The organism is Variovorax sp. 01N425 (assembly GCF_056399465.1).
The window spans coordinates 185,244-203,910 of the sequence record NZ_JBFTRJ010000007.1 but is presented as its reverse complement, the minus strand read 5'-3'; the positions used below and the strand labels follow the sequence as shown (position 1 = coordinate 203,910).

At 68.0% G+C, this 18,667-nt stretch carries 16 protein-coding genes; 13 read left to right on the top strand and 3 right to left on the bottom strand.

What is annotated here, in order from left to right; translation table 11 throughout:
- Positions 1-101 precede the first annotated feature (101 nt).
- From urtA to AC1DSC_RS14640, 6 genes are all read left to right on the top strand, one after another.
- Positions 102-1,370, top strand: a complete 1,269-nt coding sequence (gene urtA, locus AC1DSC_RS14665; RefSeq protein ID WP_015866788.1) for an urea ABC transporter substrate-binding protein — start codon at positions 102-104, stop codon at positions 1,368-1,370.
- A gap of 196 nt (positions 1,371-1,566) precedes the next feature.
- Complete coding sequence (urtB, locus tag AC1DSC_RS14660) at positions 1,567-3,114, top strand: urea ABC transporter permease subunit UrtB (protein WP_369663374.1); 1,548 nt, start codon at positions 1,567-1,569, stop codon at positions 3,112-3,114.
- Positions 3,111-4,328, top strand: coding sequence for an urea ABC transporter permease subunit UrtC (urtC, locus tag AC1DSC_RS14655; protein WP_369663373.1), 1,218 nt, complete (start codon positions 3,111-3,113; stop codon positions 4,326-4,328). Before urtB ends, urtC begins: the two co-directional genes overlap by 4 nt.
- A gap of 115 nt (positions 4,329-4,443) precedes the next feature.
- Positions 4,444-5,322 carry an urea ABC transporter ATP-binding protein UrtD gene (gene urtD, locus AC1DSC_RS14650; protein ID WP_015866785.1) on the top strand — a complete coding sequence of 293 codons (879 nt, stop codon included), beginning with the start codon at positions 4,444-4,446 and terminating at the stop codon, positions 5,320-5,322.
- A 522-nt stretch (positions 5,323-5,844) separates the two neighbouring features.
- Positions 5,845-6,537: an urea ABC transporter ATP-binding subunit UrtE gene (urtE, locus tag AC1DSC_RS14645; RefSeq protein ID WP_369663372.1), complete on the top strand. Its 693-nt coding sequence runs from the start codon at positions 5,845-5,847 to the stop codon at positions 6,535-6,537.
- Between the two features lie 126 nt (positions 6,538-6,663).
- Entirely contained in the window at positions 6,664-7,923 is a 1,260-nt protein-coding gene (locus tag AC1DSC_RS14640) for an MFS transporter (RefSeq protein ID WP_369663371.1), read from the top strand.
- A 5-nt stretch (positions 7,924-7,928) separates the two neighbouring features.
- Here AC1DSC_RS14640 and AC1DSC_RS14635 read toward each other — a convergent pair whose 3' ends face one another.
- Both AC1DSC_RS14635 and AC1DSC_RS14630 read right to left on the bottom strand, forming a co-directional pair.
- Entirely contained in the window at positions 7,929-8,594 is a 666-nt protein-coding gene (locus AC1DSC_RS14635; protein ID WP_369663370.1) for an anti-sigma factor family protein, read from the bottom strand.
- Positions 8,581-9,144 carry a sigma-70 family RNA polymerase sigma factor gene (locus AC1DSC_RS14630; protein ID WP_062365801.1) on the bottom strand — a complete coding sequence of 188 codons (564 nt, stop codon included), beginning with the start codon at positions 9,142-9,144 and terminating at the stop codon, positions 8,581-8,583. Before AC1DSC_RS14630 ends, AC1DSC_RS14635 begins: the two co-directional genes overlap by 14 nt.
- Before the next feature lie 136 nt (positions 9,145-9,280).
- Between AC1DSC_RS14630 and AC1DSC_RS14625 the strand changes: the two genes are divergently transcribed.
- Positions 9,281-10,537 carry a YVTN family beta-propeller repeat protein gene (locus AC1DSC_RS14625; RefSeq protein ID WP_369663369.1) on the top strand — a complete coding sequence of 419 codons (1,257 nt, stop codon included), beginning with the start codon at positions 9,281-9,283 and terminating at the stop codon, positions 10,535-10,537.
- Between the two features lie 8 nt (positions 10,538-10,545).
- Here the strand turns inward: AC1DSC_RS14625 and AC1DSC_RS14620 are convergent, their stop codons facing one another.
- The gene (locus AC1DSC_RS14620) at positions 10,546-11,505 is read right to left on the bottom strand and encodes a sugar-binding transcriptional regulator (RefSeq protein WP_436287899.1); all 960 of its coding nucleotides are present in this window, start codon (positions 11,503-11,505) and stop codon (positions 10,546-10,548) included.
- 174 nt (positions 11,506-11,679) lie between these two features.
- Here AC1DSC_RS14620 and AC1DSC_RS14615 point away from each other — a divergent pair, with 174 nt between their 5' ends.
- The 6 genes from AC1DSC_RS14615 to AC1DSC_RS14590 are packed head-to-tail and all read left to right on the top strand — an operon-like array spanning position 11,680 to position 18,600.
- Positions 11,680-13,032, top strand: coding sequence for an iron-containing alcohol dehydrogenase (locus tag AC1DSC_RS14615; RefSeq protein ID WP_369663367.1), 1,353 nt, complete (start codon positions 11,680-11,682; stop codon positions 13,030-13,032).
- Between the two features lie 45 nt (positions 13,033-13,077).
- Positions 13,078-14,406 (top strand): extracellular solute-binding protein, encoded by a 1,329-nt coding sequence (locus AC1DSC_RS14610; protein ID WP_369663366.1) that lies wholly within the window; start codon positions 13,078-13,080, stop codon positions 14,404-14,406.
- A 13-nt stretch (positions 14,407-14,419) separates the two neighbouring features.
- On the top strand, positions 14,420-15,328 hold the full coding sequence (locus AC1DSC_RS14605; RefSeq protein WP_369663365.1) for an ABC transporter permease subunit: 909 nt from the start codon (positions 14,420-14,422) through the stop codon (positions 15,326-15,328).
- A 24-nt stretch (positions 15,329-15,352) separates the two neighbouring features.
- Positions 15,353-16,273, top strand: coding sequence for an ABC transporter permease subunit (locus AC1DSC_RS14600; RefSeq protein WP_369663364.1), 921 nt, complete (start codon positions 15,353-15,355; stop codon positions 16,271-16,273).
- 18 nt (positions 16,274-16,291) lie between these two features.
- Positions 16,292-17,062 carry a glycerophosphodiester phosphodiesterase family protein gene (locus AC1DSC_RS14595; RefSeq protein WP_369663363.1) on the top strand — a complete coding sequence of 257 codons (771 nt, stop codon included), beginning with the start codon at positions 16,292-16,294 and terminating at the stop codon, positions 17,060-17,062.
- Positions 17,059-18,600, top strand: a complete 1,542-nt coding sequence (locus AC1DSC_RS14590; RefSeq protein WP_369663362.1) for an alkaline phosphatase D family protein — start codon at positions 17,059-17,061, stop codon at positions 18,598-18,600. The genes AC1DSC_RS14595 and AC1DSC_RS14590 overlap by 4 nt, the downstream gene beginning before the upstream one ends.
- The last annotated feature ends 67 nt before the right edge of the window (positions 18,601-18,667 follow it).

Here is an 18,667-nt window from a genome sequence, read left to right as displayed (position 1 = left end):
ACCCGGCGTATTTCTCGCGGACGGGCGAATCCGCAGACTCTCCTCCATCGTCCGGCTCGACCGGCGACCAGGTTTCAACCACCCCCGGAGCAGGAGTCCACATGCAACGTCGTTTCACACTCAAGGCGCTCACCGCCGCCGTCGCCCTGGCCAGCATCTCCGCTGCGCCGGCCTTTGCCGCCGACACCATCAAGGTCGGCGTGCTGCACTCGCTGTCGGGCACGATGGCCATTTCGGAAACCGTGTTGAAAGACACGGTGCTGATGGCCATCGACGACATCAACAAGAAGGGCGGCGTGCTGGGCAAGCAGCTCGAGCCCGTGGTGGTCGACCCGGCGTCCAACTGGCCGCTGTTCGCAGAAAAGACCAAGCAGCTGCTCGGCCAGGACAAGGTCTCGGTGATCTTCGGCTGCTGGACCTCGGTGTCGCGCAAGTCGGTGCTGCCGGTGGTCGAGGAAATGAACGGCCTCTTGTTCTACCCCGTGCAGTACGAGGGCGAAGAGCTCAGCAAGAACGTGTTCTACACCGGCGCCGCGCCCAATCAGCAGGCCATTCCGGCGGTCGACTACCTGATGAGCAAGGAAGGCGGCGGCGCCAAGCGCTGGGTGCTGCTGGGCACCGACTATGTCTACCCCCGCACCACCAACAAGATCCTGCGCGCCTACCTCAAGAGCAAGGGCGTGAAGGACACCGACATCGACGAGAAGTACACCCCCTTCGGCCACAGCGACTACCAGACCATCGTTGCCGACATCAAGAAGTTCTCCTCGGGCGGCAAGACCGCGGTGGTCTCGACCATCAACGGCGACTCGAACGTGCCCTTCTACAAGGAACTCGGCAACGCAGGCCTCAAGGCCAAGGACGTGCCGGTGGTGGCCTTCTCGGTGGGCGAGGAAGAACTGCGCGGCGTGGACACCAAGCCGCTGGTCGGCCACCTGGCTGCATGGAACTACTTCATGTCGATCAAGAACCCGACCAACACCGCGTTCATCAAGCAGTGGAGCGACTACGCCAAGGCCAAGAACATCGCCGGCCACAAGGACAAGCCGCTCACCAACGACCCGATGGAAGCCACCTGGATCGGCATCCACATGTGGAAGCAGGCCGTGGAGAAGGCCAAGAGCACCGACACCGACAAGGTGATCGCGGCGATGGCCGGCCAGACCTTCACGGCCCCCTCGGGCATCGTCTCGAAGATGGACGAGAAGAACCATCACCTGCACAAGAGCGTGTTCATCGGCGAGATCAAGGCCGACGGCCAGTTCAGCGTGGTGTGGAAGACGCCGGGCCCGGTCAAGGCCAAGCCGTGGAGCCCGTACATCGAAGGCAATGACAAGAAGCCGGATCAGCCGGCCGGCAAGTCGCTGTAACTGGCTCATTGCCAAGCTCCTTCTCTTGCTCCCTCTCCCCTCGGGGAGAGGGCAGGGGTGAGGGCAGCGGCGGTCGATCTGGCCGCCGCGTCTGTTGGAAGGCCGCCGGCCCTCACCCCAACCCTCTCCCCCAGGGGAGAGGGGCAACACGAAACTCACGATGCTTCGACGACCCCTTCACTGTGCACTCGCCGCCATGCTGTTCATGGCATCGGCCGTCCACGCGCTGACCGCCGACGAAGCCCGCGCCATCGCCTCGGGCGAATCCGAGGCGCGCATCAGCGCGCTCAACAAGGCCGTGCTCACGGCCGACGACAAGACCGCCGCGTTCATCCAGGCGATGTCCGAGGACGCGGTCAAGTACACCGAAGACAAGGTCTTCGTGATGAAGGACGACAAGGGCTACGACCCCGTGACCGGCGCCGAGCTGAAGGTGCCCGACACGGCCGAGGACGTGGTCAACAACAACCTCATGCGCGGCGCGCTCGATGCCGCGCAGGCCGCGCTCAAGCTCACGAGCAAGGACGACGCGGTGCGCGCCGAAGCCGCGCAGGCGCTCTTCAAGGAGCCCGACGAATCGCGCGTGCCGATGGTCGAGAAGGCGCTGGCCGCCGAGACCAACCCCGGCATCAAGGCGCAGCTGCAGCTGGTGCGCGCCGCCAGCATGCTCACCAGCGCCGACAAGGCCAGGCGCCTTGCCGCGGCCAAGGAGCTCGGCGCCAACACCAGCCCCGACACCAAGCTGCTGCTCAACCAGCGCCTGGCCGACGAGACCGAGCCCGACGTCAAGGCCGCCATCGTCGCCTCCATCGCGAGCATCGACGGCTCGCTGGTCTGGGGCGACCGCATCAACGCGGTGTTCAGCGGCATCAGCCTGGGCTCGGTGCTGCTGCTGGCCGCGCTGGGCCTGGCCATCACCTACGGCCTGATGGGCGTCATCAACATGGCGCACGGCGAGCTGATGATGATCGGCGCCTACGCCACCTACGTGATGCAGGGCATCTTCCAGCGCTACATGCCCGAGGCGGCTTTCGGCTGGTACCTGGTGGCGGCCATTCCGGTGGCCTTCCTGAGTTCCGCGCTGGTGGGCGCGGTGCTCGAGCGCGGCGTGATCCGCTTCCTCTACGGCCGGCCGCTCGAGACGCTGCTGGCCACCTGGGGCATCAGCCTGATGCTGCAGCAGCTCGTGCGTTCGCTGTTCGGCGCGCAGAACGTGGGCGTGGAAAATCCCGGCTGGATGAGCGGCGGCTTCACCATGCTGAGCAACGTCACGCTGCCGTGGAACCGCATCTGCATCATCGTCTTTGCGGTGCTGGTGCTGCTTGCGATGGGCTGGCTCATCGGCCGCACGCGGCTGGGCCTGTTCGTGCGCGGCGTCACGCAGAACCGGCCGATCGCATCGTGCATGGGCGTGAACACCGCGCGCATCGACACCTACGCCTTCGCGCTCGGCTCCGGCATTGCGGGCCTCGCGGGCTGCGCGCTGAGCCAGATCGGCAACGTCGGGCCCGACCTCGGCCAAAGCTACATCGTCGACAGCTTCATGGTGGTCGTGATGGGCGGCGTGGGCCAGCTCGCGGGCACGGTGTATGCGGCCATGGGCCTGGGCATTCTCAACAAGTTCATCGAAGGCTGGGCGGGTGCGGTGCTCGCGAAGATCGCGGTGCTCGTTTTCATCATCATCTTCATTCAAAAGAGACCTCAAGGCATCTTCGCCATGAAGGGCCGGAGCGCAGAAGCATGAGCAAGGTTGTGTTGCCAACCAAAGGTCCGCTGTTGAGCGGCAAGGGCTGGACGGCCTTCTTCGTCGCGCTGATCGTGGTGTGCGCGGTGGCGCCGGTGCTCAACATGATGGTGCCGCCCGGCAGCCCGCTGCACATGAGCGACTACGCGGTGGCGCTGGTCGGCAAGATCATGTGCTACGCGATCTGCGCGCTGGCCATGGACCTGATCTGGGGCTACACCGGCATCCTCTCGCTGGGCCACGGCCTCTTCTTTGCGCTCGGCGGCTACATGATGGGCATGTACCTGATGCGCCAGATCGGCCGCGACGGCAACTACAAGAGCGACCTGCCGGACTTCATGGTGTTCCTCGACTGGAAGACGCTGCCCTGGCACTGGACCTTCAGCGACGGCTTCATTGCCACGCTGGTGCTGATCGTCGCGGTGCCGGGCCTCATTGCCTTCGTGTTCGGCTTCTTCGCGTTCCGCTCGCGCATCAAGGGCGTGTATTTTTCGATCATCACGCAGGCCATGACCTTTGCCGCGATGCTGCTGTTCTTCCGCAACGAGACGGGCTTTGGCGGCAACAACGGTTTTACCGACTTCAAGCGCATCCTGGGCATTCCGATCGCCACGCAGGAAATGCGCATGACGCTCTTCGCGCTCACAGGCCTCACGCTGCTGGGCTTCTTCCTGTTTGCGAAGTGGCTCATCGCAAGCAAGTTCGGCCGCGTGCTGCAGGCCATCCGCGACGCCGAAACGCGTGTGATGTTCTCGGGCTACAACCCGCTGCCCTACAAGCTCACGATCTGGGTCATCTCGGCCGTGATGTGCGGCGTGGCCGGTGCCTTGTATGTGCCGCAGGTGGGCATCATCAACCCCGGCGAGATGAGCGCGGCCAACTCCATCGAGATCGCGATCTGGGCCGCGGTGGGCGGGCGCGCGACGCTGATCGGGCCGATCATCGGCGCCTTCATCGTCAACGGCGCGAAGAGCTGGCTCACGGTGGCCTACCCCGAGTACTGGCTGTACTTCCTGGGGGCCTTGTTCATTGCCGTCACGCTGTTCCTGCCGAACGGTATCGTGGGCCTGGTGAAGAAATGGCTGTCGCGTGAAAAGGCGGCGCCGAGCGCCGGCCGAGAGGAAGCACAGCGCGCCATGGCTGCCGCGCAAGGCGTGGAGCCGGAGGCGCTGCACGCACCGCTGGTGGCCGAAGTGAAGGGAGCGCGTGCATGAGCCGCCGGGCCGCTCCCAAGGCGAATACCGCAGCGCGAAGCGCGGAGGTTTCTGAAATGAGCCGCCGGGCCGCTCCCAAGGCGAATACCGCAGCGCGAAGCGCGGAGGTTTCTGAATGACACCCGACCTGATGGAAGCCGGCGCCGAGCGCGCCGCCCGCGCCAAGGGCATGCACCACGCGGGCGGCAGCACCGAATCGGGCGGCCGCTCCGCCGACTTCGGCCGCATCGCAACGCCGGGCGAAGTGGACGTGACGCACGGCCGCATCCTCTACCTGGAGGACGTGAGCGTGAGCTTCGACGGCTTCAAGGCCATCAACAAGCTGTCGCTCGACATTGCGCCGGGCGAGCTGCGCTGCATCATCGGCCCGAACGGTGCGGGCAAGACGACGATGATGGACATCATCACCGGCAAGACGCGGCCCGACGAGGGCACGGTGTTCTTCGGCAGCACCATCGACCTGCTGCGCCATCGCGAGGCCGACATCGCGCAGCTGGGTATCGGCCGCAAGTTCCAGAAGCCGACGGTGTTCGAGCATCTCACGGTGTTCGAGAACCTCGAGCTCGCACTCAAGACCAACAAGGGCGTTCGCGCCTCGATGCTGTTCAGGCTCGACTCGGCGCAGAGCGACCGCCTCGCCGAGGTGCTGCAGACCATTCACCTGGCCGACAGTGTGTCGCGCCTGGCCGGCAACCTGAGCCATGGCCAGAAGCAGTGGCTCGAGATCGGCATGCTGCTGATGCAGGACCCGAAACTGCTGCTGCTCGACGAGCCCGTGGCCGGCATGACCGACGAGGAAACGGCGCGCACCGCAGAGCTGTTCCTCACGCTCAAGGGCAAGCATTCGCTGATGGTGGTGGAGCACGACATGAGCTTCATCCGCACCATTTCCGAGATCGTCACCGTGCTGTGCGACGGGTCCGTGCTGGCGCAGGGCACGCTGGACGAGGTGCAGGCGGATGAACGCGTGATCGAGGTTTATCTTGGGCGGTGAATGGGTCGCTGTTGGTGTCCGGGGCTCGGCGACGGGGGCTGTGCCCTTGAGCGGCCGACGTCACCGGCCCTTCGGGCTTCCCTGCGCTGCTCGCGACGGGCGGGGTCTCGCAGAACTCGCTTCGCTCAAACAGCTGCGAGCCCTGATCCGCCCGTCGCTGCGCTGCTCGGCGGTGCCTCAACGGCCGCCCAAGGGCACAGCCCCCGTCGCCGTGGTCAGAGCCGCGGTGCACCCCCTGACTTCCTCCCTCTCCCTCCGGGAGAGGGCAGGGGTGAGGGCCGACGGCCTCAGCACGACGACCAGCGCCCGGTATGCGGCGCGGCGTGGGCGGCCCCTCTGTGCCGCCGAGGAGCGCAGCGTTTCGCGGATCAGGGCTCGCAGCTGTTTGAGCGAAGCGAGTTCTGCGAGACCCCGCGAAACGCGAGCACCGCAGGGCAGCCCGAAGGGCCGGCATAGTGGGGCCGACCGCGCCGTGCCGCATACCGGGCGCCTCCAAAAAGAACAAAGGAAGGCGCCAACAAAATGCTGACAGTCAAAAACATCCACCAGTACTACGGCGGCTCCCACATCCTCAGAGACGTGAGCTTCGAGGCCACGCTGGGCAAGGTCACCGTATTGCTGGGCCGCAACGGCGTAGGCAAGACCACGCTGCTGAAGTCGCTCATGGGCTTGGTGCCCATCAAGAGCGGCGGCATCGAACTCGAAGGCAAGCCAATCCACAAGGCCACGCCTTACGACAGGGCAAGAGCAGGCATCGGCTTCGTCCCCCAGGGCAGAGAGATCTTTGCCAGGCTCACGGTCGAGGAAAACCTGCGCATGGGCCTGGCCTACAAGAGCGGCAGCACGCCCATTCCGTCGGAGCTGTTCGACCTGTTCCCCGTGCTCAAGCAGATGATCAACCGGAGAGGCGGCGACCTCTCCGGCGGCCAGCAGCAGCAGCTTGCGATCGCCCGCGCGCTCGCGCCCAAGCCCAAGCTCTTGATCCTCGACGAGCCCACCGAAGGCATCCAGCCCAGCATCATCAAGGACATCGGCCGCGTCATCCGCATGCTGGCCGACCGCGGCGACATGGCCATCGTGCTGTGCGAGCAGTACTACGACTTTGCGCAGGAACTGGCCGACGACTACCTCGTGATGGAGCGCGGCGAGGTCATTGCGCGCGGCCTCGGCAAGGACATGGAAGCGCAGGGCGTGCGCCAGCTCGTCGCGATCTGACAACGGGCCACGGGCCGGCATCCCGGTATCAGCCTTGCAGCATCGCCGTATCGGCAGAAATTCAGGGTTTACCCTAAAATCAGTCCTCTGCCCGCTGCCGCCGGGCACCCCCCCAGGAGCCTGGCCTTGAACGCCTCCCCACCCGCGCTGGACGGCGCGGACACCGACATTTCCGTTGTTTCCCCCGCCGCACGGCCCGTGAATTTCCTGCGCGCCGTGCTTGCGCTCGGCGTCGGCGGCTTCGCCATCGGCACCGGCGAGTTCGTGATCATGGGCCTCTTGCCCGAAGTGGCCAAGGACATCGACGTCAGCATTCCCCAGGCCGGCCACGTCATCAGCGCCTATGCGCTCGGCGTGGTCATCGGCGCCCCGGTGCTCGCGGTGCTGGCGGCCGGCTGGGGCCGACGCGCGCTGCTGATCGCCCTCATGGCCGTGTTTGCCGCGGGCAACTTCGCGAGCGCGATGGCGCCCGGCTACCTGTCGCTCAACCTGCTGCGCTTTGCCACCGGGCTGCCGCACGGCACCTACTTCGGCGTGGCCGCGCTGGTGGCCGCCACGCTCGCACCGCCCGGGCGCCGGGCGCGCGCCGTGGGCCTCGTGATGCTGGGGCTCACCGGCGCCACGCTGGTCGGCGTGCCCATCGCGGCATGGCTCGGCCAGCTGTTCGGCTGGCGCGCCGCCTTCGTGTTCGTCGGCCTCATCGCGCTGGCGGCCGTGGCGCTGCTGCGCCGCGACATCCCCGACCTGGCGCCGCCCGCAGGCGCCAGCCCCTGGCGCGAGCTCGGCGCGCTCAAGCGCAAGCAGGTGTGGTTCACGCTCGGCATCGGCGCCATCGGCTTCGGCGGCATGTTCTCGGTGTTCAGCTACATCAAGCCCACGCTGATCGAAGTGGCCGGCTTGCCGCTGGGCGGCGTGCCTTTCGTGCTTGCGCTGTTCGGCCTGGGCATGGTCACCGGCAACCTCGTCGGCTCGCGGCTGGCCGACAAGTCGCTGATGCGCACCATCGGCGGCCTGCTCGTCTATGCGGCGCTGGTGCTCGCGATGTTCTCGTTCGCAGCGCACCACGTGGTCGCCGCGGCGGTCAACGTGTTTCTCATCGGCACCACCGTGGCCATCGGCCCGGCGCTGCAGATCCGCCTGATGGACGTGGCCGGCGACGCGCAGACGCTCGCCGCGGCGCTCAACCACTCGGCCTTCAACATGGCCAATGCGCTGGGCGCCTGGCTCGGCGGCGTGGCCATTGCGGCCGGGCTGGGCTGGACCTCGACCGGGTGGGTGGGTGCGCTGCTCGCGCTCGCGGGCATGGGGGTGTTCGGCTGGGCGATCGCGAGCGCGCGTGCCGAGGCGCGGCCGGGCAAGATCGCCTGCGAAGGTTCGGCGGGCTAGGGCTGCTACGGCCCGGTGCGCTCGCGCATCAGCGAGGCAAACTTCCGCAGCTCGGCCGCATTCAGGTCCGACACCGCCCACGCCTGCATGCCGCCCTCGGCCCAGTGCGCGAGCTGGTAGCCCTGCCGCGTGGAGAACGCGGGCGGCTGCACCTTCGCATCGGCCGCGGGCCAGACAAACAGGTTGATGACGTGCGGCCCTGAGCGATAGACCAGCGCCGCCACGGTCCGCCCGTCGAGGTAGTCGAGCCGCCCGCCCGCCAACGGAAAACCGTCGGACGCCAGGTCCACCACCGGCGGCGAGAAGTCGAGCTTGCCGGCAAACCAGGGCTTCACCGTGTGCTGGTCGGACGAGGTTACGTCCGCCAGGTGCGCCGCCATCAGCGAGCGCACGTGGTTGGCCGTGACCGCCTCGCCGAGCGCGTCCTGCGGCGGCACCGGCGCTGCCAGCAGAACGAGCGCGAGACCCCAGGCCGTTGCCGCCCCCGTACCGAACCAGGCGAGCCCCCGCCACCAGCCGTGCCGGCCGGGCACTGCAGCGGCAGGCGCGGCAGCCGCTCCGGCCTCGGACCGCACCGACTGCGCGATGCGCTCGGCCAGCCCCGCGGGCGGCGCGTGCCGCACGGCGTGGCGCCGGATCAGCGGCCCCAGCTCGTCGTCATGAATTTGCATGCTGTGTCCTTTCGGTCCCGTCCCCGGGGCGTTCATCGCGCAGGCTTTCGCGCAGCAATGCCCGCGCACGCGACAACCGCGACATCACCGTGCCCAGGGGGACACCCGCGATGCGTGCGATGTCCTCGTAGCGCATCTCTTCGAGCTCGCGCAGCACGATGACTTCGCGATAGGCCGCGGGCAGGGCGTCGATGGCGGCGTTGATGCGCTCGCCCTGCGCGCGCTGCTCCCACTGCCGGGCCGGGTCGGCGCATTCCGCGGAAGCGGGTGGCATGGCCCCGCTGTCGCGCAACTCGTCGAACTCGAGCTGGTCGGCCAGTTGCCGGTTCTGCCGCATCCAGTCGTAGCAGGCGTTGCGCACGATGCCGAGCAGCCACGGCCGTGCGCTCTCGCCGCGCAGCCCGTCGAAAAAGCGGAAGGCACGCAGGTACGCCTCCTGCACCGCATCGTCGGCCAGCTGGTCGTCGCGCAGCAGCCAGCGCGCAAGGTTCCATGCCGCATCGAGATGCGGCAGCGCGGCGGCTTCGAACTGGCGTGTGCGGTCGGTCAACGGGCTTCTTCTTCCTGCATGACGTGGCAGCTGCGCGTTCTATTCCATCTTTTTTTTGGACCGGGGAATAAGCAGGGCACGCCATGCGTCATGCCCTGTGCCGATTCTCTTCCTACTCTTTCAGGAGTTCTTCATCATGATCGCCATTCCCGGGTTTGTGCGCATCCTCGTCGTTCTCGCGGCGCTGGGCGCTTCGGCCTTCTGCGCATTCGCAGCCGGCCCCAAGGCCTACGTCGGCAATTTCAAGGACAGCACGGTCAGCGTGATCGACACCGGCACCGAGCGCGTGCTCGCCACCGTGCCGGTGGCCACGGGGCCGGACGGCATCGTCATCTCGCCGGATGGGCGCAGCGTGTTCGTCAGCGGCTCCGGCGCCTCGGCGGTGAGCGAGATCGACGCAGCCAGCGACGGCGTGGCGCGCACCATCGAGGTCGGCAAGGGCCCGCAGGGCCTCGCCGCCACGGCCGACGGACGCTGGCTGCTGGTGGCCGTCAACGGCGACGACCGCGTGGCCTTCATCGACACCGCGACGCACGCCGTCAGCGCCACCGTGCCCGTGCCCAAGCCGCACACCATCGCCGTGCGGCCCGACGGCCGGCAGGCCTACGTCGCCTCGCAGGAGCCGGGGCACTTCGCACTGGTGGTCGTCGACCTGGCGGCGCGCACGGTGGTCGCGGAGATCCCGCTCGAGAAAGCGCCGCGCGACCTGGAGTTCGGCCACGACGGCAAGGCGCTGTACCTGACCCTGGCGGGCGTGCCCGCCGTGCAGGTGCTGGACCCGGCGACGAACCAGTGGCTGGCGCCGATACCGACCGGCGTATCGCCCCACATCGCCCAGCACTTCGCCGGCATGGCGAGCGGCGTGGTGGTCGTGCAGGGGCCGGGCGAGGTCTTGCTCTTCGACCCGGCCACGCGGGCGCCGGGCCGCAGCATCGGCGTGGACAAGCAGCCGCACTGGCTCGACCTGTCGGCCGACGGCAAGAAGCTGTGGGTGAGCAACGAAGGCTCCAACGACGTCAGCGTGGTCGACCTTGCCGGCGGCCCGATGCACACCGTGCCGGTCGGCAACGCGCCGCGCAAGGTGGCGGTGCAGCGCGCCCCGTCCGCAGGCACCGCGCATGCATCGCAGGCCGGCGTTTCCGCGCAGGTGGTGGCGATCCGCAACTTCGCCTTCGAGCCGGCGCAGATCACCGTCAAGGCGGGCCAGAGCGTGACCTGGAAGAACGACGACGGCGCGCCGCACGGCGTGGCCTTCAAGGACGGCACCGCGGGCATGGACCTCATGCTGCCCGGCAAGAGCTTCACCCGGACCTTCGACAAGCCGGGCGTGCACGACTACGCCTGCTCGGTGCATTCCTACATGACGGCGCGCGTGACGGTGCTCGCGCCCTGAGGGAAGGCTCAGCGCTCCTGCAGCGCCTGGTAGAGCTTCAGCGCCGTGCGCGCCGTCTGCTCGTCGCAGATCAGCACCGACAGCAGCCTGGCCCGCAGCACCGCCGCAATGATCGGCGCCTTGTTCTCGCCGCCCGAGGCGACGATCACCGTCGGGATGCGCGCCAGCTCCTCGAGTGAGGGCGCGACCACGCGCTGGTTCAGCGCATGCTTCACCGGGTTGCCGTGGCGGTCGAGGAACTGGCCGATGATGTCGCCCACCGCCTTGGCCTGGCGCAGCTCGGCCACCGGCACGTCCTTCGGCAGGCCGTAGCGCACCAGCAGCGAGCGCGTGCTCAGGTCGCCCACGCTCAGCAGCGCCACGTCGTTGGCCGCGATCTGGCCGAAGGCTTCCTTGAAGACATCCTGCGAGACGATGGTGTCGCGCGACCTGGCGCTGCCCGCGTACAGGGGCGCGGCCAGGTAGCTGCACTGCGCGCCCAGCCTCGCGGCCAGTGCGCTGGCCGTCTCGAAGGTGTTGATCTCCAGGCCGCGCGTCAGGCCGCCCATCATCGAGTTGACGTGCACCTCGGGCCATTGGCCCGGCGCGACGTGGCGTATGGCCTCGCGCAGGGTGGCGCCCCAGCCCACGCCCACGCCGCGCACGCGGTTCGTCTCGATGTGCCTCGACAGGTATTCGCCGGCCGTTCGCCCCAGCAGCACGGGAATGAGATCGGGGCTCTCGGGCGTGGGAATGATCGTTGCCTCGCGCAGGCCGCAGACGCTGCGCAGTTCTTCTTCCAGCCGCAGGCAGCTCTCGTGGCGCGAGTTGATCTTGATGCTGACCAGCCCGCTCTCGCGCGCCTCGCCCAGCAGGCGGTTCACGCGCAGCCGCGTGAGGCCGAGCTTCGTGGCGATGCCGTCCTGCGTCAGGCCCTCCATGTAGTAGAGCCAGGCCACGCGCACCGCCACCTGATCTTCCTCAGCCATCCGAATTCTCCGTGGTTGTCGTCGTCGATTCTGCGGCCGCGATGGTGGCACGGGTGTGGCGGATTCCGCGCCGCGGGCCCGCCGATCTACGGGTAGTCACGTGGTTGAAACAAATGTCTTTCAAACTATACACTTGTTCATCGACCGGAAAACGGCGTCCAGATTGCAGGAGACATGAGCGATTCGTCATCCCCCCTGAAGGCCGCGCTGCGCGATGCGGCGGTCACCAAGGAAGTCGTCATCGAGCACGCCGCGGTGCGCTCGCTGCCCGGCGTGCTGCAGCGCTGCGCGCCGGGCCGGCGCTGGATGCTGGTGGCCGACGAGAACACCTGGGATGCGGTGGGCGCGTCGGCGCAGGCCCTGCTCGAATCGCAGGGCGTGTCCTGTGCGCCGCCGCTGGTCTTTCCTGCGAAGCCTCGCCTGAAGCCGCGCGTGGCGCGCTCGGCGGCCATCGCACAGCAGCTTTCCGCGCAGGCGGCCACGCCGATCGCGGTGGGCTCGGGCGTCGTCAGCGACCTGGCCAAGCATGCGGCCTCGCTCGCCGGCCAACCCTATGTGTGCCTTGCAACCGCCGCCTCCATGGATGGCTACGCGGCCTCCGGCGCCGCGCTGCTCGATGAAGACGGCTTCAAGCGCACGCTCGCATGCCCGCCGCCGGTGGCGGTGCTGGCCGACCTCGACGTGCTGCGCGCCGCGCCGGCGCGCATGACGGCCTGGGGCTACGGCGACTTGGCCGGCAAGGCCGTGGCCGGCGCCGACTGGCTGCTGGCCGACGCGCTCGGCGTGGAGCCCATCAATCCGCGTCCCTACGCGCTGGTGCAGGACCATCTCGGCGACTGGCTCGGCGCGCCGCAGCGCCTGGCCGTGCACGAGCCGCAGGCACTGGCCGGCTTGCTGGCCGGCCTGCTGGTCAGCGGCTTCGCCATGCAGGCGCATGGCAACTCGCGCCCCGCGAGCGGCAGCGACCACCAGTTCTCGCACCTGTGGGAAATGGAAAACCTGCAGGTCGATGGCGAGCCCGCGGCGCATGGCGCCTGCGTGGGCGTCGGCTGCGTCGCCATGCTGGCGATGTACGAATGGCTCATTGCGCAGCCCGCGGCCGCAATCGCGGCTGCCGCAGCGCAGGCGCATGACGGCCAGGACGAGGCCGCGCTGTCGCGCGAGATCGAGGCCGCCTTCGGCAATGAGGAATTCAGGGCCGCTGCGCGCGGCGAGATGAATGCGAAGGCCGCACTCGGCAGCCGCCGCGCCCGCCTCGACCAGCTGGTGCGCACCTGGCCCGCGCTGCGCGCACAGCTGAAGCGCCAGCTGATCGGCGCGCGCGACATGCAGCAGCGGCTGGCCACCGTCGGCGGCGCGAGCCATCCCGAAGAACTCGGCATCGGCGCCGCCAGGTTCGCCGCCGACCACCGCCGCGCACGCCTCATCCGGCGCCGCTACACGCTGCTCGACCTGCTCGACGACCTGGGCTGGCTCGACCGCGCAATCGCCGGGCAGTTCGCGCCCGGCGGTTTCTGGACCGCCTGAACGCAAGAACACCCCCGGCATCGACACACCCCACAGGAGAACGCGATGAAGATCCAACGACGCAGCACGCTGGCCATGCTGGCCCTTTCATCCACGCTCTGGCTCGCGAGCGGCACACCCGCCGCCGCGCAGCCGGTGCAGGTGCAGTGGTGGCACGCGATGGGCGGCGCGCTCGGCGAGCGCGTGGAAGAACTGGTGAAGAATTTCAACAGCTCGCAGAACAAGTACGCCGTCACCGCCGTCTACAAGGGCAACTACGACGAGGTCATCAACGGCACCATTGCTGCCTACCGCGCCAAGCGCGCGCCGGCGCTCGTGCAGATCTACGAGCGCGGCTTCATGACCATGCTGCTGTCCGATGCAACCATGCCGGTGCAGGACCTGCTCGACCAGCGCGGCTACAAGGTCGAATGGGCCGATTTCGTGAAGCCGGTGGCCGGCTTCTACAGCTACAAGGGCAAGCTGATGACGATGCCCTTCAATTCGTCCTCGCCGATCCTCTGGTACAACAAGGCGCACTTCGAGAAGGCCGGCTTCGCCGGGCCCGCGCAGACCTGGCAGGAGCTGGAGAAGCAGCTCTACGCCATCAAGCAGAAGGGCATCTCGGCCTGCGGCTCGGTGCTCGCGGGCGACTACCACTGGAGCCTGCTCGAGAACTACAGCGCCATCAACGACCTGCCCTATGCCACCAAGGCCAACGGCTACCAGGGGCTGGACACCGAGTTCGTCTACAACAAGACCTCGGTGGTTTCGCAGGTGGCGCGCATCAAGAAATGGATCGACGACGACGTGATGCAGATCGCCGGCCAGGGCCTGAGCCCCGAGCAGCTCTTCACCTCGGGCAAGTGCTCCACCTACTTTGCCTCGACCGCTGCACACAGCGGCATCGAGCGCGAATCCAAGATCGACTGGAGCGCCACCTACCTGCCGTGGGAAGAGGGCAAGCAGCCGAAGAACAGCACCATCGGCGGCGCGTCGCTCTGGGTGATGAAGGGCCAGAAGCCGGCCGAGTACGAGGCCGTGGCCGCCTTCCTCGACTACATCGCCAAGCCCGAGACGCAGTTCTGGTGGGTCAAGGCCACGGGCTACGTGCCGCTGACCAACAAGGCCTACGAGTTGGCCAAGTCGCAGGGCTACTACAAGGAGCATCCGACGCGCGAGATTGCGATCCTGCAGCTCACGCGCGGCACGCCCACGGCCAACTCCACGGGCTTTCACTTCGGCAACTTCACGCAGACCATGATGGCGCAGCGCGACGAGTTCCAGAACGTGGTGGCCGGCAAGAAGACGCCGCAGGTGGCCATGGACGATGCCGTCAAGCGCGGCAACGAGATCCTGCGGCAGTACGAGAAGCTCAACAAGGGCCGCTACTGAGCGGGCGGTACCCATGGCGGCAGCGATCGAAGCGGGCCTGAAGCGTGCGCACTTCAAGGACGTGCGCCTGCCGGCGCTGCTTTTGCTGCCGCAGCTCGCGATCCTGCTGTTCTTCTTTTTCATTCCGTCGTTCCGCGCGCTCGGGCAGGCCTTCTTCCTGTCCGATCCGTTCGGCAACACGGTGCACTTCGTCGGCTTCGACAACTTTGCGCAGCTGCTGCAAAGCGCCACGTACCACGAGTCGGTGCAGGTCACGGTGGTGTTCACCATTTTGCAGAACCTGCTGACCATCGCGGTGGCGCTGGTGCTGGCCTTTGCGAGCGACCGCGTGATCCGCGGCCGCGGCGTCTACAAGGCGATCATCCTGCTGCCCTATGCGATTGCGCCGGTCATCGCGGGCATCCTGTGGGCCTTTCTCTTCAATCCGGCAGTCGGTCCGCTCGCGCAGCTGCTGCATGCGATCGGCCTCGCGTGGGACCCGAACCGCGTGGGCTCGGACGCGATGATCCTGGTCATCCTGGCGGCCTCGTGGAAGCACGTGTGCTACGACTACATCTTTCTGCTGGCCGGTCTGCTGGCGGTGCCTTCTTCCTTGATGGAGGCGGCGGCGGTCGATGGCGCGGGGCCGCTTCGGCGCTTCTTCACCATCGGGTTGCCGCTCTTGATGCCCACGATGTTCTTCCTGGCCGTGATGAACTTCGTCTACGGCTTCTTCGAGATCTTTGCCATCGTCGATGCGGTCACGCAGGGCGGACCGGCGGGCGCGACCAACGTGCTGGTGTTCAAGGTGTATGTCGACGGCTTCATCAACCTGGACCTTGGCTCGTCAGCGGCGCAGTCGGTCATCCTGATGATCTTCGCGCTGCTGATGACATTGCTGCAGTTCCGCTACGTGGAGCGGCGCGTGAGCTACGACGTATGACGCGCGGCGCAAAGGACTCATCGCATGATTGAACGCGCTCCCGTTCTCGACGGCATCTGCCACGCCATCCTGCTGGTGGGCGTGGCCTTTGTCTGCGTGCCGCTCTACCTGGCCTTCGTCGCGGGCTCGCTCACCATCGCAGAAGTGCAGCATGTGCCGCTGCCCTGGCTGCCCGGCGACCAGTTCGTGCAGAACCTGCGCACCGCATGGATGCAGGCCAACTTCGGCCGGCTGTTCTTCAATTCGTTCATCGTGGCGGCGGGCATCACGGTGGGCAAGATCGCGGTGTCGCTGCTGTCGGCCTTTGCCATCACGTACTTCCGCTTCCGTTTTCGCATGACGGCGTTCTGGCTCATCTTCGTGTCGCTAATGCTGCCGATCGAGGTGCGCATCTCGCCCACCTACGAATCGGTGGCGAACGCGGCGCTGCCGCTGCAGTGGCTGGTGGAGGCGCTGCACCTTTCGTCGGCGTGGAATGCCATCACGGGCCACACCATCGACATCCAGCTGCAGTGGAACATGGTCGACACCTACCCGGGCCTCATCCTGCCGCTGATCGCCTCGGCCTCGGCCACCTTCCTGTTCCGCCAGTTCTTCCTCACGGTGCCCGACGAGCTGTGCGAGGCGGCGCGGATCGACGGCGCTTCGCCGATGCATTTCTTCTGGACCATCCTGCTGCCGCTGTCGCGCTCCAACATCGCGGCGCTCGCGATCATTCTTTTCCTGTACGGCTGGAACCAGTATCTCTGGCCGCTGCTCTTCACCACCGACAAGGACATGGCCACCGCGGTGATCGGCCTCAAGCACCTGATCCCGCGCGCCGATTCGCAGCCCGCCTGGAACGTGGCGATGAGCGCCGCGCTCCTCACGATGCTGCCGCCCATCATTGTGGTGGTGGCGCTGCAGCGCTCGTTCGTCAAGGGGCTGGTGGACAGCAGCAAATAGGCAAAGGACATTGCAGAAATGATCATCGTCGGACACCGCGGCGCGCGGAACCTCTGGCCCGAGAACAGCATGGGCGGCTTCCGCCGCCTGATCGCGCTGGGCGCGGATGCGGTCGAATTCGACGTGCAGGAAACGCGCGACGGCAAGGCCGTGGTCATCCACGATCCGCTGCTCGACCGCACCACCGAAGGCACGGGCGCGGTGCGCGAGCACGATGCGGCCGAGGTGCTGGCCACGCGCCTGCGCAAGGGGCAGGGCGCGCAGGAAGAACAGCGGGCCGATGAAGCCGGCGAATGCGTGCCCTCGCTGGCCGAGGTGCTCAAGCTCTTCGCGCCCACGCGCATGGAGCTGCACGTCGAGATCAAGACCGACGCCGCCGGCGAGCTGCCGCCCGGCGCCATCGCGCGCACGGTGCAGGCGCTGCACGATGCGGGCGTGGCCGAGCGCAGCATCCTGACCTGCTTCGTGCCCGAGGTGCTGGCGCAGGTGCTCGCCCACTGGCCGCGCGGACGCGTGCTGGCTTCGCTCGACCACCGTTCGGCTGAAATGCTGGGCGGCATCACGCGTGCGCTGGCGCGCTACGCGGCGCTGCCGGGCTGCATCGTCGCGGTCGAGAAAAAGCTCTTGGCCGCCACCTGGCCGCAATGCCTGGCCGCGCTCGGCAGCGAGCGGCTGGGTGCCTGGGTGGTCAACGAGCCCGATGAAATTGCACAATGGCTCGCCATGCCCCTGCGCCAGATCACCACCGACCGACCCGACCTGGCGCTGGCCGCGCGCGCAAGGACATGAGGGTCTCGCGCCGCCGCCTGCTGCTCGGCGGAATGGCCGCTGCCTCGCTGGGCCACCCGTTCCTCCGGCTCCACGCGCAGCAGGCCGCGCGCGGGTTTCCGTTCACGCTGGGCGTGGCGTCCGGCAGCCCCAGGCCCGACGGCATGGTGCTGTGGACCCGGCTGGCGCCCGATCCGCTGCAGGGCGGCGGCATGGGCGAGGCCCCGGTCGACGTGCAGTGGGAAGTGGCACACGACGAGGGCTTTGCACGCATCGCGGCAAGGGGCAGGGCGACGGCCACCGCGGCGCTCGCGCATTCGGTACATGTCGAGGTGCAGGGCCTCGCGCCCGGCCGGCCTTACTGGTACCGCTTCACGGCTCTTGGCGCGCGAAGCCCCGCCGGCCGCACCCGCACCGCGCCGGCCGAAACCGATGCCGCACCGCAGCCGCTGCGCTTTGCCTTCGCGTCATGCCAGCAGTACGAGCAGGGCTACTACGCGGCCTACCGCGACATGGCGATGCAGCCTTTGGACTTCGTCGTGCACCTGGGCGACTACATCTACGAAAGCTCCTGGGGCTCGCGCCATGTGCGCCATCACCAGGGCGGCATTCCCACGCAGCTCGGCGAGTTCCGCGACCGCTATGCGCTCTACAAGACCGATCCGCACTTGCAGGCCGCGCACGCCGCCTTCCCCTGGCTCGTGACCTGGGACGACCACGAGGTGGCGAACGACTACACCGACGATGTTTCGCCGCGCAGCATCGATCCCGCGCAGTTCCTGGCGATCCGCGCCGCGGCCTATCAGGCCTGGTACGAGCACATGCCCGTGCCCGCCAGCATGCGGCCGACCGGCGCCGCGGCCACCATCTACGGCCGCCACCGTTTCGGCCGCATGCTCGACGTGTTCCTGCTCGATGGGCGGCAGTACCGTTCGCACCATGCCTGCCTGGCCGGCCGCAGCGCCTCGCCGCTGGCCGACTGCGCCGACCGGCTGGCACCGGAGCGCAGCTTCCTCGGCGCCAGGCAGGAGGCCTGGCTCGCGAACGAACTGGCCGCACCGCCGGCCCGCTGGACCGTGATCGCCCAGCCCACGCTGCTGGCCGAGGCCGACCGCAAGCGCGGCCCCGAGCACGGCTACTGGATGGACGGCTGGGACGGCTACGCCGCCTCGCGCACGCGCCTGCTCGACGGCCTGGCCGCGAACCAGGCGCGCGGCGGCGATGCGCTGGTCATCAGCGGCGACGTGCATGCCTTCTGGGCCGCCGACCTGCGCCGCGAGCCGCAGGGGCCGGCGGTGGCCACCGAATTCGTCGGCGGCGCCATCACCTCCGAAGGCCCCAGCGCCGCCGGCGTGGCCAACATGCTCGCCAAGAACGAGCACCTGCGCTACGGCCGCGGCGACAAGCGCGGCTATGCGCAGATGGCGCTCGATGCGCGCGGCTGCACGGTCGAGTTCCGCGCCGTGGACGACGAAAAGGCCGAGGACGCCGCTGTCGCGCCGATGGCGCGCTTTGCGGTGGAGCGCGGCGCGCCCGGCGTGCATCTTGAAAGCACCTGATCGCTGCAGCCTTGCGCCGTCGTGACTATGATGGCCGTCGCACTTCCATCGCCCGGAGCGACACCCC

What these genes read in the sequence shown, in the direction of transcription:
- urtA (WP_015866788.1), top strand. Translation starts at nt 102, where the DNA reads ATGCAACGTCGTTTCACACTCAAGGCGCTCACCGCCGCCGTCGCCCTG.
- urtB (WP_369663374.1), top strand. Translation starts at nt 1,567, where the DNA reads ATGCTGTTCATGGCATCGGCCGTCCACGCGCTGACCGCCGACGAAGCC.
- urtC (WP_369663373.1), top strand. Translation starts at nt 3,111, where the DNA reads ATGAGCAAGGTTGTGTTGCCAACCAAAGGTCCGCTGTTGAGCGGCAAG.
- urtD (WP_015866785.1), top strand. Translation starts at nt 4,444, where the DNA reads ATGACACCCGACCTGATGGAAGCCGGCGCCGAGCGCGCCGCCCGCGCC.
- urtE (WP_369663372.1), top strand. Translation starts at nt 5,845, where the DNA reads ATGCTGACAGTCAAAAACATCCACCAGTACTACGGCGGCTCCCACATC.
- AC1DSC_RS14635 (WP_369663370.1), bottom strand. Translation starts at nt 8,594, where the DNA reads ATGCAAATTCATGACGACGAGCTGGGGCCGCTGATCCGGCGCCACGCC.
- AC1DSC_RS14625 (WP_369663369.1), top strand. Translation starts at nt 9,281, where the DNA reads ATGATCGCCATTCCCGGGTTTGTGCGCATCCTCGTCGTTCTCGCGGCG.
- AC1DSC_RS14620 (WP_436287899.1), bottom strand. Translation starts at nt 11,505, where the DNA reads ATGGCTGAGGAAGATCAGGTGGCGGTGCGCGTGGCCTGGCTCTACTAC.
- AC1DSC_RS14615 (WP_369663367.1), top strand. Translation starts at nt 11,680, where the DNA reads ATGAGCGATTCGTCATCCCCCCTGAAGGCCGCGCTGCGCGATGCGGCG.
- AC1DSC_RS14610 (WP_369663366.1), top strand. Translation starts at nt 13,078, where the DNA reads ATGAAGATCCAACGACGCAGCACGCTGGCCATGCTGGCCCTTTCATCC.
- AC1DSC_RS14605 (WP_369663365.1), top strand. Translation starts at nt 14,420, where the DNA reads ATGGCGGCAGCGATCGAAGCGGGCCTGAAGCGTGCGCACTTCAAGGAC.
- AC1DSC_RS14600 (WP_369663364.1), top strand. Translation starts at nt 15,353, where the DNA reads ATGATTGAACGCGCTCCCGTTCTCGACGGCATCTGCCACGCCATCCTG.
- AC1DSC_RS14595 (WP_369663363.1), top strand. Translation starts at nt 16,292, where the DNA reads ATGATCATCGTCGGACACCGCGGCGCGCGGAACCTCTGGCCCGAGAAC.
- AC1DSC_RS14590 (WP_369663362.1), top strand. Translation starts at nt 17,059, where the DNA reads ATGAGGGTCTCGCGCCGCCGCCTGCTGCTCGGCGGAATGGCCGCTGCC.